Consider the following 13,981-nt stretch of genomic DNA (forward strand, 5'->3'; position numbering starts at 1 on the left):
GATGGATAAAAAACCGTCAGCTGCCGCAGGGGCAGGGCGAAGATACGGGGAGAACGTCAGCGTGAGCGGGGCAGGCCCTCACCGGGAGACGGGAAACACCGCAGACCCGAAGTCAGTGGTCGCGATGTCTGTCGTAAGGCAGACATCGTGACTGACACGGCTCCCGGACAGTGTCGCCGAGCTTAGCGTGGCGCTTGTTCCGGGTTCTCGCGCATAAAACGTTCCACGTCATCGACCATGGAAGTGTTACCGACGAAGAACGGGCTCCGCTGGTGGATAGTCTGGGGTTTCAGTTCCAGAATACGGTTTGCGCCGTCACTGGCTTTCCCTCCGGCCTGCTCCGCCAGGAAAGCCATCGGATTACATTCATACAGTAAACGTAATTTACCGTTCGGGTACTGAGCGGTGCTCGGATAGAGGTAGATACCGCCTTTCAGGAGGTTGCGGTGGAAGTCGGCAACCAGTGAACCAATATACCGTGAGGTGTACGGGCGGCGGCTGGCTTCATCATCTTCCTGACAGAATTTAATGTATCTTTTTACTCCTTTCGGGAAACGTGAGTAGTAGCCCTCGTTTATGGAGTATGTACTGCCCTGTGGCGGGAAGGTCATGCGCTCCTGGCTCAGACAGAACAGGCCGAGTGACGGGTCATAGGTAAAGGCATGTACTCCATGGCCGGTGGTGTAGACCAGCATAGTGGACGACCCGTAAACCACATAACCTGCGGCCACCTGCTGCGTACCCGGTTGCATAAAGTCTTCTTCGGTCACCGGCGTTCCGGTCGGGGTGATACGATGATAGATAGAGAAAATGGTGCCGACTGAGACATTGACATCAATGTTAGAAGAGCCGTCGAGGGGATCCATCAGGACCACATACTTACCGTCCTCGACCCCTTCAAAAATGACGAACTCGTCTTCCTCTTCGGAGGCAATCCCGGCGACGATCCCGCGGGCTTTCAGTGCAGATTTCAGTTTTTCGTTGGCGAACAAATCCAGCTTCATTTGCTGCTCGCCCTGAATGTTTTCGACACCGCTGGTACCAAGAATATCCACCAGGCCGGCTTTATTAATATCACGATGAATCACCTTTGCACCCAGCTTGATAGCCGAGATCAGTGCGGTAAGTTCACCGGTGGCATGAGGAAAGTCATGCTGCTTCTCAACAATAAATTCACCCAATGTTTTCATAACAATTCTCTGATTTGTTAATTAATGACTCACCTGATATTAACACTATCGCAACCTTATCGGGGTGCAACAACTTAATCAATCATCTGTTTCTTAGTTGTCGGCTCAGGAGTTACACTGTAGCTGAACTTTTGGGTAATGGATCTGTTTATGCGAATTCACATTCTGGGTATTTGTGGCACATTTATGGGCGGGTTAGCAATACTCGCCCGTGCGCTGGGACATGAAGTCACCGGCTCGGACAACAATGTTTACCCGCCAATGAGCACGCTGCTTGAACAACAGGGTATTGAATTAACTCAGGGTTATGACCCGGAACAACTGGATCCGGCCCCTGACCTGGTCATTATTGGTAACGCGATGGCGCGGGGGAATCCCTGCGTGGAAGCGGTGCTGGAAAAAAATATTCCGTATCTGTCCGGTCCTCAATGGCTTCACGATTTTGTGCTGCGTGACCGCTGGGTGCTGGCGGTCGCGGGAACACACGGTAAAACCACCACCTCAGGGATGGTGGCCTGGATCCTGGAAGCCGCCGGGCTGGCACCGGGATTTGTGATTGGCGGTGTGCCGGGTAATTTTGATGTTTCCGCCAGGCTGGGGGACAGTCCGTTTTTTGTGATCGAAGCCGATGAATACGACAGTGCCTTTTTTGATAAGCGGTCAAAATTCGTCCATTACTGTCCGCGTACTCTGATCCTCAATAACCTCGAGTTCGATCATGCGGATATCTTCGATGACTTACGGGCTATTCAGCGTCAGTTCCATCACCTGATACGCATCGTGCCGGGGCAGGGGAAAATCCTGTGGCCTGAACAGGACAGCCATTTGCGTCTGGTCATCAATATGGGCTGCTGGAGTGAACAGGAAACGCTGGGCGAGCATGGTCACTGGCAGGCACAAAAGCTCACGGCAGATGCGTCACGCTGGAAAGTCTTGTATGACGGCGAGCCGGTGGCAGAGGTCAACTGGTCGCTGGTCGGTGAACACAACATGCATAACGGGCTGATGGCGATGGCTGCCGCGCGACATGTCGGTGTGACCCCGGAAAATGCGGCGCTGGCGCTGAATGACTTTGTGAATGCGAAACGACGTCTGGAATTGCGGGGACAGTTTAACGGTATCGATGTGTATGATGATTTTGCACACCATCCGACGGCCATACTGGCGACCCTGTCAGCGTTGCGCAGCAAAGTCGGCAATGGCGGACGGATTCTGGCAGTCCTTGAACCCCGCTCCAATACCATGAAACTGGGCATCAGTAAGAATGAACTTGCCCCATCGCTTGCCAAGGCTGATCAGGTCTTTCTCTATCAGCCACATCATATCGGCTGGCAGGTATCTGAAGTGGCAGAAGCTTGTCTTCAGCCGGCACACTGGAGTGCGGATATCGATACGCTGGTGGAGATGATTGCCCGGGAAGCAAAACCAGGGGATACCCTGCTGGTCATGAGTAATGGCGGATTTGACGGTATCCACCAGAAACTTCAGCAGCGGTTACTTCAGGCGGGATAAGATCTCAGCCGGGCGAGGAGACTCGCCCGGTCTGAACGCTTATTCTGCTTCTGCCAGCTCACGCAGATACTGAAAGATTAACCGCGCAGATTTTGGCGCTTTGTTTGTCGCCTTCTCTTTTTGTGCGTTGCGGATAAAACTCCGTAGCTGCTGCCGGTCAGCGGCCGGGTAGAGGTTAATGACTTCAGCGATAGCATCATCACCTTGCTCAATTAACCGGTCACGGATCCCTTCCAGCTTATGGAATAACGCGACCTGCTGATTATGGCGGTTTTTCAGCTTATCCAGCGCCTGGCGGATAGGCTCGACATCGCGGGAGCGTAACAGCTTACCGATCAGCTGGATCTGCCGGCGGCGGGCTTCTTTCTTAATACGCTGCGCCAGTTCAATCGCTTCACGTAATTGCTCATCCAGCGGTATACGCTCCAGAGAACTCTTACTCAGGTCGATAAGCTCGGCTCCGAGGCGTTTCAGTTCTTCGGCGTCACGCTTTATCTCACTTTTACTGACCCAGATAATCTCATCATCTTCATCTTCTAGCGGGTCCGGCTCGTGGTCGAGCCACTCTTCGGGTTGTTTTGTCATTATCTGGCTCCTGAAAAAAGAGGCTAATGCTAACAGGTTACAGGGTGACTGCGAAATTGTTCTCTGACTCTGATAGACTGATTATATTCATACATAAGAGTAGACGGCAGATCGATGAACGTATCAACTCAGGTTGCAGAACAACGTAAAGTACTGGAACAGGCAGTTTCTCACGCGCTTGAACTGGCGAAAGCCACCACCGATGGCGCGGAAGTCGCAGTAAGTAAAACGACGGGACTCAGCGTCAGTACCCGCTATGGCGAGGTGGAAAATGTTGAATTCAATAGCGATGGTGCGTTAGGGATCACCGTTTACCTGCAACAGCGTAAAGGCAGCGCTTCTTCGACTGACCTTAGCCCGGAAGCTATTCAGCGGACGGTGCAGGCAGCGGTAGATATTGCACGTTATACCTCACCGGACCCTTATGCCGGTGTCGCAGAAAAAGATCTGCTGGCCTGGAATCCGCCCGATCTGGACCTGTTCCACCCGCTGGACATCGGGGTTGACCGTGCGATTGAACTGGCGGCAGAAGCCGAGCAGAGTGCCTTACAGGCGGATAAACGCATTGTGAATACCGAAGGTGGCAGTTTCAACACCCATGCCAGTATTCGCGTATTCGGTAACAGCCACGGTCTGCTGAACAGCTATTGCAGCAGCCGTCACGGCATTTCCGGCAGCGTAATTGCGGAGCAGGACGGGCATATGGAACGTAACTATGCCTACACCGCGGCCCGTGACTTTGCCGATTTGAAATCTGCGCAATGGGTCGGCGAAGAGTGCGCGCGCCGTACACTTGCCCGCCTGGCCCCGCGTAAACTGGCGACCATGAAAGCGCCGGTGATCTTTGCCTCCGAAGTGGCGACAGGATTATTTGGTCATCTGGTGGGAGCGATCAGTGGCGGCAGTGTCTACCGCAAATCCACTTTCCTGCTCGACTCACTGGGGAAAGAAATTTTTCCGCACTGGCTGACGATTGAAGAACGACCGCACATACTGAAAGGCGTGGCTTCCACGCCGTTTGACAGTGAAGGTGTCACGACCCGCGACCGGACGATTATTGATCACGGTGTCTTACAGCAATGGCTGCTGACCAGTTATTCGGCCAGGAAACTGGGGCTGCACAGCACAGGACATGCCGGTGGCATCCATAACTGGCGTATCGCCGGTCAGGGACATTCCTTTGACCAGCTACTGAAACAGATGGGCACCGGGCTGGTGGTGACTGAACTGATGGGGCAAGGGGTCAGTGCCATGACCGGAGACTACTCCCGTGGCGCTTCCGGCTTCTGGGTAGAAAATGGCGAAATCCAGTATCCGGTCAGTGAAATCACCATTGCCGGGAATCTGCAGGATATGTGGAAGAATATCGTCACCGTGGGTGATGATATCGAAACCCGCAGTAATATTCAGTGTGGTTCCGTTCTGTTACCGGAAATGAAAATCGCCGGTCAGTAGACCCGACAGTAAAATAATATAAGAAAGGGGCCGCTATCGCGGCCCCGTTTACCGTAAGGAGTGAGCAATGCGTCTGTCTTCAGTGGTGGTTCTCACCGCATCATTAATATGCTTCCCGCTCATCGCCAATGCGCTGCCCCTCGAGCAGGACATGGATATTCTGGGTTCTGAACTGGTCACCGTACAGAACGCCGGTAATGCTCAGGAGATGCATCAGTCGCTGGAAAAAATGCGTCATGCCGCAGAAGATGCCAGAACAGGAACCCCGTATACTTTGCAGGGTCAGGCCGCTGACAGTGAAAATATGAAGGCCTACCGTGCCGGCATTGACCAGTTGATTGCACAAATTAATGTTGTGGATGCACTGGCGGTGAAAAATAAATTACCGGAAGCCAAAGCCGCGGCTAAGAAGCTGATTGATATCCGCAATCAGAACCACCGCAAGTTCCGCTAATCACGGAGCCACCACAGCACCCCTGTTGCCCGTGGTGGCCGTGAAACGGGGGCGCGGTTTCTCAGTGGCGATCGTCCGCCTCTAACCAACGTACCAGTGCGTCCCAGTGCTTCTGAGTGACCGGATCATTGCCGTCGCTGAACCGTGCAGACTGCTCCCGGACTTTTTCTATTGCCTGTCGTGGCGCCGGCAGAATATTATCCCGTCCCCCGGCCAGTGCGGCTATCTGGATATTACAGGCCCTCTCAAGGACATGCAGATGACGGAAAGCCTGAGCGATATTCTTACCGGCCGCCAGCAGCCCGTGATTACGCAGGATCATCACATCGCTCTCCCCTAAGTCACGAACCAGTCGCTGCTGTTCATCCAGGTCCAGGGCGACCCCTTCGTAATCGTGATAAGTGATGCGGGAATAGAAACTGAGCGCATGCTGGGACAGCGGCAATAAACCGTCCCGCTGAGCGGAAACGGCGGCACCGTCCCGGGTATGGGTATGCAGGATCACTTTCAGGTCCGGTCTTGCCCGGTGAATAGCACTGTGGATCACATATCCTGCCTGATTGATCCCAAGCCCGGTCGGGTCATCGATAATATGACCGTCTACATCGATTTTGGTCAGGTTTTCCGGGGTGATCTCCTCAAACAGCAGCCCGTAGGGATTAATCAGGAAGTGTTCCTCCTCGCCCGGCACCCTGGCAGAGAAATGGGTATAAATGTGGTCGGTGAATTTCAGCTTTGCTGCCAGGCGGTAGGCCAGGGACAGATCGCGGCGAATACGTGCTTCTTCTGCAGACCAGCGACTATGCTGGCCAGGCGCTGGGCGGACTAATATTTCTGTACTCATTACAACTCCTGTTTTTCAGGGTTACCAGTCTGTTCCCTGGCCGAGCAGGGCCAGGATCTCCTGCCGTTGTTTCACCAGCAAGGGGGAATCGCGATGGCGCGGGAAAGGGGCGGGATTATGGAATTCCGCCAGGATCCGGGCAGGCCGGGGGGAGAACACCACGACGCGGTGACTCAGTAATAACGCCTCTTCAATATCGTGGGTCACCAGTACGCTGGTATACCCCTGACTTTGCCACAAGGTAATCAGCTCACTCTGCATCCGGATACGGGTCAGCGAGTCGAGTTTACCCAGCGGTTCGTCCAGCAGTAACAGGCGCGGTTCATTCAGCAGTGCTCTGGCCAGCGCGGCGCGCTGTGCCATTCCGCCGGATAACTGTGCCGGCCAGGCCTGAGCAAACTCCTGTAAGCCGATGCGTGAAATTAACCGATCTGCCTGAGGGCCTAACCCTTTCAGTCCCCGGGCCTGCGGCCCCAGTAAGACATTCTGTCTGACCGTCAGCCAGGGATAGAGTGTCGGGTCCTGAAAGACCAGGATCCTGTCCGGCCCCGGGGCGGTTACCGGTTGCCCGTCAGCCAGCAGTTGCCCCGCCTGTAAGGGCTCCAGACCGGCCAGCAGACGTAACAGCGTCGATTTACCGCAACCCGACGGACCCAGCAAGGCCACACTCTCGCCCGGCGCTATTTGCAGGCTGACATTGTCCAGTACCGGCAACTGCTTATCTTTCAGAGTGAAACGGTGACTGATATTCTTCAGGCGAATGGCCAGCCCGTCAGCATCCGCTATGTTTTGTGCCGCATTTACCATTTCATCGTTCCTTTTTGCCAGCGTAACACCCGGTTTCTGACTAAAAACAGCAGGCTTATCAACCCGGAGCAGAGCAGGGCCATCAGCAGTAAGGCTGCATACATATTGGGATAGGCCGCCCAGCCCTGGGCCCACTGCAGGTAGAAGCCAATTCCCGATTTAACGCCGACCATTTCGGCCACAATCAGTACTGAGAACGACGCCCCCAGCCCCATAAATAAACCGACAAACACACTGGGCAACGCCGCAGGAATAGCCACGCGTAAGATGAGAAAGCGGGAGTTTCCGCCCAGTGTTCTTGCCACGTCATACCAGGAGGTATCGATAGCCGCGACGCCGGACCAGGTCAGCACCGTGACCGGAAACCAGGTGGCCAGGGCAATCAGAAACACGCTGGCATCGTGACTGGTCGGGAACAGAAAAAAGCACAGCGGTAACAGGGCAGTCGCCGGTAACGGCCCCAGAATGCGCAGTAAGGGATGCATCCAGTAGCCAACCCGTGGAGACCAGCCGATAGCGAGGCCCGCAATAAATCCGGCCAGGGTTCCCAGCACCACCCCACTCAGTAATAACGACAATGAGTGATAAAGACTGTCGAACAGCCGTGGCCAGTCATCGTGAAAGACCTGGATCAACGCCTGTGGCGGAGCAAAAAAAGGTACCGGCAGGATCAGCAATTTCGCGGTTAACAGCTGCCAGGCACTGAGTAATACCGGTAAGGCAATCAGCCAGGCACCTGCGTATTTCAGACGCGGGAGATGCAACGACCACTGGCGAAATGTGAGCGACAGGATCAGTAACAGCAGGGCGATGCCGGCATGACATTCTGCCCAGAGTTGAGAGTAGGGCCACAGCCTGCTGCCGTCCGGCCAGTATTGTGTGATGGCGGCCGAAGCGAGCCAGGCACCGGCGGCGATGACCCCCTGTGCCCACAGCGGCGGCAATAGCCGTGCGGGCCTGTCGAACACCGCCTCAGGCGAAGACATTTGCATAGATACTCTCCGCAAACTGATGAGGATTGACTGACGCACTGATCACCTGTACCCGCTGCAGATCGGTGACGTATTGAGTCATTTCGTTCACAAAGGCCTGGCCGACCGCGTGGTGGCTATGGGCCTGACTCATTAAAATCGCGGACACTTCCTGCGGAGTCGTATTCAGGGCATGCGCCATGAATTCCGTGCCCACTTTTTGAGGATTTGTGGCTGCAAAGCTATGAGCATCCAGCAACGCCTGGGTGAGTGCCGCCGCTGCCTGTTTATGTTTCCGCACCAGGGCACCGCTGACACCAATAACGCAGCAGCTCAGATGCGCGTATTCACCGCTCATATTACTGGCCAGCAGATGATATTTTCCGGTATCCAGTAACCGGGTACTGAAAGGTTCACTGCCACTGATGGCGGCTATCTCGCCTTTATCCAGGGCCTGGCTCATCAGGTCTGCAGGATAGACTTTCCATTCGACCTCTGTAATGGGATCGATACCGTGATTGTTCAGTAAAATGGCAAAGAAATTCTTGTCCGGCCCGGCCATATCGGTGACGCCGATAGCCTTGCCTTTCAGGCTTGCCAGCGAGGTATACGGCGAATGATTGGCGGTGATCAGACTCAGGCAACCGCCGTGGGTGCCGGCGGTCAGTTTGACATCAAACCCCTGCTCCAGAGCTTTAAGCCAGCGTAACGCCATGCCAATACCGGCATCGGCTTTACCGGTCGCAATCGCCTGCAGCAGAACATCGGTCGAATTACCAAAATTAACGAATTCAACATCCAGATTATATTTACTGAACAGATTCTGTTGCTGAGCGACGGTAACCGGCGCGATACAGATAGCGCTCTGATTGATGGCCAGCTTCAGTTTAAAAGGTTCGGCCAGCCGCAGTGATGAGGTATCGGTCTGTCCGCCGGGCGTATTATCGGCCGTTTGTATCCTGTCTGCCATGCCGGGCATGGCACCGGCACTGTCTGCCCATAACGGGGCGGAGAACCCGCCGAGCAGCGAGGTCGCAGCCACACCGGAGCCGAGCGTCAGAAAACGTCTGCGGGAGAGTACGGAAGAGCGCATAAGTCAGTTCCTTTTCATCATTCCCCTGTCCGGGGAGAAAGAGTGAGTCACAAAAGTATTTGTCCGGCTCTGATCATCCGGCCGGGAGTGGCGGCAGAGAGGGTCAGGGCAGACCTGCCTCCAGCCGTTGCCGGCCGGCACTTAGCCAGGCACTGTCCTGTTGCGGTGTATGTACCCGGCCACATAAAACGTTCCGGTAATGTCGTTCCAGCGGGTTACGTCTCGTCAGCCCGTAATTTCCTGATAACCTGAGCGCCAGGTCGACAACCGTGATCGCATTATCTGTGATAGTGTTTTTAGCCAGCCCGGCCCCGACCGTGGTGAAGCCTTCCGCCGCCGCCCGTTCCAGCAGCGTGCTGTTCACCAGTAACAGCGATTCCATCTCTCCGGTCTGTTCCTGAATCCTCGGCAGCGTCGCCAGGGGTTTTCCGGTCCCCGACGGAATGCGTTGTTGCAGCCACCCGGCCAGCCAGTCGGTAGCGGCACGGGCTATTCCGTCGTAAATAGCCGCCAGCAGGGCAGTATTGGCATTCGCTGAGAGCGCTGCCGCCCGGTCATCGGCAGGTGGCTGATGGCCCAACGGGCTGACGGCGGCGGCATAGCTGAGTGGCACAGTGACCTCCTTCAGGATCACTTCATGGCTGCCCGTGCCGCGCATCCCCAGGTGATCCCAGCTGGGAATAATGCGGATGCCGGGGGCCGATTTCGGCACCAGCCAGCTTCCGACCAGTGGAGGCTCATCGTCACTGCGGGCCCATACCGCCAGCCAGTGCAGGCCTTCAATACCGGTGGTGTATAATTTATGGCCATTCAGGACCCAGCCGGTGGCCGTCCGTCTGGCCAGGGTCTGCGGCAGTCCCCCGCGTGCCGGAGATCCGAGTTCCGGTTCGACCCGCAGGCTGTTGATCAATGCCCCCTCCGTCACGGCGGTTTCACTCACCTGACGGACCAGGCTGGCAGGCCAGTTTGCGGGCTGACGCAGACGTAAATGGTGCAGGTAATGCATGCAGACAATCAGCGCGGTTGAAGGCTCAGCCAGGGCAATCGCACGGATCACCGCCTGCAGGGCCGGCAATGAAGCACCGCCACCGCCATAATGCGAGGCCGTCGCCAGTGACAGCAGCCCTTGCTGACGTAACCACGCCAGATTCTGATGCGGGAAAGCCCCCGTCCTGTCGGTCTGCTCTGCGTTTTCCGCCATCGCCTGCGTGATGGCCGCGGCGGGGATAACGCCAGGTGGATGCCCGTTGATCTGTGGCGCACTCTGCTGATTAACCTCAGGCACGTTGGCGTACCTCCTGCTCCTGCTCCTGCTCACGGCGGGCTACTTTTTCCCGGGTGAGCGGTATTAAGGCCTTACCGTAATCAACGGCATCGTTGAGGGGATCAAAACCACGGATAAGAAAGTGACGGACACCGAGGTCGTAGTAGTCGAGCAGGGCATCCGCAACCTGCTCCGGTGTACCGACTAGTGCCGTAGAGTTCTGGCCCCCTCCGACCAGTCGGGCGATCCCTGTCCACAGTCGTTTGTCGACAACCTCTCCGGACTCCGCAATAGCCCGCAGCCGTTGTGCCCCGATACTCTGTGGTTTGTTATCCCGTTTCAGCGGTCCGCTGTGACGCTGACGTTCGGTCGCCACCGCGAGGATGTGATCGGCCTTTGCCCAGGCCGCCTCTTCCGTATCGGCGATAATCGGACGAAATGACACGCTGAAACCGACGGTCCGTCCATGGCGTGCGGCTTCAGCACGGACACGTTCGATGGTCTCTTGTGTCCCGGCCAGCGATTCCCCCCACAGGGCGTACACATCCGCATGCTTACCGGCGACCCGGATAGCCGCTTCGGAGGAGCCCCCAAAAAATACCGGCACAGGGTGCTCAGCCGGAGGACGGATCGCCGAGACGGCCTGTTCTGCCTGATAAAAATCGTTACGGATATCGAGAGGTTTCTCACTGGTCCAGATATCACGGACCACTTGCAGGAAAGCCTCTGAACGGGCATAGCGCTGGTCATGATCCAGATAATCACCATCACGGCGCTGTTCGGCATCACTGCCACCGCTGATGATATGAACCGCCAGACGGTGATTGAGTAACTGATGCAGGGTGGCAAATTTGCGGGCAGCCAGTGTCGGCGAGACAAAACCGGGACGATGAGCTAACAGAAATTTAATTTTTTCCGTCGACAAGCCGGCGAGTGCGGCGACCAGAAAGCCATCCGGCTGGTCAGAGGCATGGGCGACCAGCAGACGGTCAAACCCTGCGGCTTCATGGGCCCTGGCAATACGCGTGATGTAATCAGCATCAAATACCGGACCGGAGGGAGGGAGGGTTTCTGAAGCCAGGCGATGGCTGATCATACCGATAAACTCAATGCTCATAATGGGTTCCCGTGCGTCATGGTCATATCAGGCACGCTCCTGTCAGGGGCGCGTATTTTTTATACTGTAAAACGGCGGCTAATATGATCAAAATTCATTTTTAACATTAGTTACTATGCTTATTTGATATAACAGGCTCCAGACCTTCTTACCGGAGGAAATCCGGCGCGGCATGCTCACTGACATGCACTTTTTCCGGGAGAATGCCGTAACCATAAAAGCGATCGGCGGTGGCCTGCAGACTGGCAATATCGCTGGCATTGACACTGCGCGAGCCGGAAGGCGCCCGTGAGGTGATTAATAGCGCGGTGCGGTAGGGGAGCTGGCTCAGCTGAGCGTAGCTTTGGGCATATAACGCCGGATGGCGGATAGCCCACTCTCTTGCCCGCAGAACGCGGCGCGCAAAATCCCGGATCGCCTGACGTTTGGCAGGGGAGTCCAGTGACGCGGTGGTGGCTGTCAGGAAAGAAAAAGAGGGCGTCAGCTGGCTGGCATCGGTAAGTTTTCGGGCACCATTCTCTTCAGCCACGGCGAGATAGGGGTCAAAGGTTGCCCACGCCCCGATTTGCCCGCTGCTAAAGGCGGCGCTGGCATCGGTCGGCAGTACGAAACGGATCGGCGCATCCTGCCGCGATAACCCGGCCTGCTGCAGTGCCAGGTAGAGCAGATTTTGAGAAATGCTGCCTGCCGCCGAGGAGACGACGACCTGCCGGCCTTTCAGATCACGGATACTTTTCAGGGGGCTGTCAGCCGGCACGATGATCGCATTGCCTTTTCCGGTCCCTGTTTCGGTGAGAATAATGGTCAGTTTTACTCCGCCCGCCAGGGCCTGAATGACCGGTAAGTCTCCGGCGTAGGAGGTATCTACCGCATCTGCCCGCTGGGCCTCAAAAAGCGGGGCCGCTCCCTGAAAGTTAGCCCAGCGCAAATGGTAGGGGATGCCCTGTAACACTCCGGAGGTTTCCAGCAGACTTCGTAAGATCCGGGCCTGGTCGCCGATCACCAGGGTGGGTTCTGCCGTATTAGCGTACGAGTTGCCGGTCAGGGTCAGCCATATCCCCAGCAGACCAGTAAGCAAAGTTAAACGTGAACGGGGCATAAAAGGATAATGCATAACAATTCCCTGCAACTATGAAATGTGATATTTACGTTAGCAAAGGGATTTTCATTCCTAAAATTCAATTTTAAGCTAAGTTAATATGCGTAAAGTTCATAAGAGACGGGTATGCGAATAGACGATATCGACGCACTGCTGGCAGTCGTGCAGTTTTCTTCTCTGAGTCAGGCGGCAGATCATCTGGGGATCACCCAGTCAGCCATTACCCGCCGTTTACAAAGTCTGGAGCAGTCTCTGGGTACCCGGCTGCTTGACCGGCAGACCAAACCTTTACGCCTGACTACGGTCGGACAGCGGGTCTACCAGCAATGTCTGACGATGAAGCGTGAAGCCCGGCGTCTGTATGCCCTGGCTAATGAGGATGGAGAGGCCCGTGGCCCGCTGCGTCTGGGGTTACCGCAAAGCCTGAGCGAACTCTGCCTGTCCCGGACACTCGCCGGCCTGAATGCGCATTCGGCTGAGGCCGATGTGACGGTCAGTTGCGGCTGGGGAGGCCAGTTATTATCACGGCTGGAAAACCTTGATCTGGATGCGATGCTGGCTATCGGACCGGCAAATCTGACCATCCCCGACACGCTCCGCGCGACCCGGCTCAGGCCTTTGGCGGTGGGCGTGATTGTCCGTCAGGGAGTATTCAGCGAAGGTATGACGCTCAGTGAGGTGGCCAGGCTGGGCTGGGTGGTGAACCCGGAAGGTTGTGGCTTACGCGCCGGCGTCATCCGCTATCTGGAGCAGCAGGGAAGCCCGTTTAAAGTGAATGTGGAAAGCGCCGGTATCCATCTGCAGTTACAGCTGGTGGCGAACGGGGCAGGGGTGGGCATTGTGCCTCTGGCGGTGCTGGAAAACAGCCCGTTACGCGAAAGCCTGCAGGTGATTGCCAGCGAAGAGTACTGCCCGGAAAACTATCTGTGGCTATTATCTGCCCCGGACCAGGGCAATCTGGCACCGGCAATCCGTCAGTTTGCGCAGCTGGTCTCAGAGCAGTTACCCTGACGTTCAGACGTTCCTGCGGGGGGAGGCCGGCGATGTCCGGCACCGGCCGGGCGTTGCCAGGTCATGCCGGCAGGCCATATCAATCCGCGCTGGCAGAGAGCGGAAACAAAAAGGGGCTGCTCCTTCCGCGCCCGGTTATCCGGTATGCGGTAAGAAACAGCCCCTGATTGTATCGAATGAGTCGAAGCTGACCGGTAAGCCGGGTTCTGTCGTGGACAGTCATTCGTCTAGGCCAGCAATCGCTCACTGGCTCAAGCAGCCTACCCGGGTTCAGTACGGGCCGTACCATGTGAACCCCTATTTGGCCTTGCTCCGGGTGGAGTTTACCGTGCCACGGACTGTTGCCAGCCGCGCGGTGCGCTCTTACCGCACCCTTTCACCCTTACCTGATCCCGTAAACGGGCCATCGGCGGTTTGCTCTCTGTTGCACTGGTCGTAGGCTTGCGCCTCCCAGGCGTTACCTGGCACCCTGCCCTATGGAGCCCGGACTTTCCTCCCCTCCGCCCGTCTCCCCGAAAGGACGACGACGAAGCGGCGACTGTCTGGTCAGCTTCGGCGGCGGATGATAGGGCATTTGCC

Annotated in this window: 13 protein-coding genes and 1 other RNA gene; 4 read left to right on the forward strand and 10 right to left on the reverse strand. The window is 56.3% G+C overall.

Going from position 1 to position 13,981, the window contains the following annotated elements; all coding sequences use genetic code 11:
- Positions 1-182: 182 nt before the first annotated feature.
- A complete protein-coding gene (fbp, locus tag ABD035_RS00980) occupies positions 183-1,190 on the reverse strand; it encodes a class 1 fructose-bisphosphatase (protein WP_212713182.1) in 1,008 nt (335 codons plus the stop codon).
- A 150-nt stretch (positions 1,191-1,340) separates the two neighbouring features.
- Between fbp and mpl the strand changes: the two genes are divergently transcribed.
- Positions 1,341-2,702 (forward strand): UDP-N-acetylmuramate:L-alanyl-gamma-D-glutamyl-meso-diaminopimelate ligase, encoded by a 1,362-nt coding sequence (mpl, locus tag ABD035_RS00985; RefSeq protein ID WP_343866965.1) that lies wholly within the window; start codon positions 1,341-1,343, stop codon positions 2,700-2,702.
- A gap of 39 nt (positions 2,703-2,741) precedes the next feature.
- Here the strand turns inward: mpl and yjgA are convergent, their stop codons facing one another.
- Positions 2,742-3,287 (reverse strand): ribosome biogenesis factor YjgA, encoded by a 546-nt coding sequence (gene yjgA / locus ABD035_RS00990; protein ID WP_212713180.1) that lies wholly within the window; start codon positions 3,285-3,287, stop codon positions 2,742-2,744.
- A gap of 114 nt (positions 3,288-3,401) precedes the next feature.
- Here yjgA and pmbA point away from each other — a divergent pair, with 114 nt between their 5' ends.
- Positions 3,402-4,742 carry a metalloprotease PmbA gene (gene pmbA, locus ABD035_RS00995; protein ID WP_343866969.1) on the forward strand — a complete coding sequence of 447 codons (1,341 nt, stop codon included), beginning with the start codon at positions 3,402-3,404 and terminating at the stop codon, positions 4,740-4,742.
- Between the two features lie 67 nt (positions 4,743-4,809).
- Positions 4,810-5,196 (forward strand): cytochrome b562, encoded by a 387-nt coding sequence (cybC, locus tag ABD035_RS01000; protein WP_212713178.1) that lies wholly within the window; start codon positions 4,810-4,812, stop codon positions 5,194-5,196.
- 61 nt (positions 5,197-5,257) lie between these two features.
- Here cybC and ABD035_RS01005 read toward each other — a convergent pair whose 3' ends face one another.
- From ABD035_RS01005 to ABD035_RS01035, 7 genes are all read right to left on the reverse strand, one after another.
- Positions 5,258-6,040, reverse strand: coding sequence for a class II aldolase/adducin family protein (locus ABD035_RS01005; protein ID WP_212713177.1), 783 nt, complete (start codon positions 6,038-6,040; stop codon positions 5,258-5,260).
- Positions 6,041-6,061: 21 nt separating this feature from the next.
- Complete coding sequence (locus ABD035_RS01010; RefSeq protein ID WP_212713176.1) at positions 6,062-6,847, reverse strand: ABC transporter ATP-binding protein; 786 nt, start codon at positions 6,845-6,847, stop codon at positions 6,062-6,064.
- Positions 6,841-7,839, reverse strand: a complete 999-nt coding sequence (locus ABD035_RS01015) for an ABC transporter permease (RefSeq protein ID WP_425579696.1) — start codon at positions 7,837-7,839, stop codon at positions 6,841-6,843. The genes ABD035_RS01010 and ABD035_RS01015 overlap by 7 nt, the downstream gene beginning before the upstream one ends.
- The gene (locus ABD035_RS01020) at positions 7,820-8,911 is read right to left on the reverse strand and encodes an ABC transporter substrate-binding protein (RefSeq protein ID WP_343866972.1); all 1,092 of its coding nucleotides are present in this window, start codon (positions 8,909-8,911) and stop codon (positions 7,820-7,822) included. The genes ABD035_RS01015 and ABD035_RS01020 overlap by 20 nt, the downstream gene beginning before the upstream one ends.
- A gap of 103 nt (positions 8,912-9,014) precedes the next feature.
- On the reverse strand, positions 9,015-10,112 hold the full coding sequence (locus ABD035_RS01025; protein ID WP_343867293.1) for an acyl-CoA dehydrogenase family protein: 1,098 nt from the start codon (positions 10,110-10,112) through the stop codon (positions 9,015-9,017).
- Between the two features lie 76 nt (positions 10,113-10,188).
- Positions 10,189-11,292: an LLM class flavin-dependent oxidoreductase gene (locus ABD035_RS01030; RefSeq protein ID WP_343866974.1), complete on the reverse strand. Its 1,104-nt coding sequence runs from the start codon at positions 11,290-11,292 to the stop codon at positions 10,189-10,191.
- Between the two features lie 148 nt (positions 11,293-11,440).
- Complete coding sequence (locus tag ABD035_RS01035; protein ID WP_343866976.1) at positions 11,441-12,406, reverse strand: ABC transporter substrate-binding protein; 966 nt, start codon at positions 12,404-12,406, stop codon at positions 11,441-11,443.
- 111 nt (positions 12,407-12,517) lie between these two features.
- Here ABD035_RS01035 and ABD035_RS01040 point away from each other — a divergent pair, with 111 nt between their 5' ends.
- The gene (locus ABD035_RS01040) at positions 12,518-13,402 is read left to right on the forward strand and encodes a LysR family transcriptional regulator (protein ID WP_343866978.1); all 885 of its coding nucleotides are present in this window, start codon (positions 12,518-12,520) and stop codon (positions 13,400-13,402) included.
- 179 nt (positions 13,403-13,581) lie between these two features.
- Here ABD035_RS01040 and rnpB read toward each other — a convergent pair.
- An RNA gene (gene rnpB, locus ABD035_RS01045) (RNase P RNA component class A) lies at positions 13,582-13,956 on the reverse strand.
- Positions 13,957-13,981 lie beyond the last annotated feature (25 nt).

Origin of the sequence: Tatumella terrea, assembly GCF_039523755.1 — a bacterium.
GTDB classification, from domain to species: Bacteria; Pseudomonadota; Gammaproteobacteria; order Enterobacterales; family Enterobacteriaceae; genus Tatumella; species Tatumella terrea.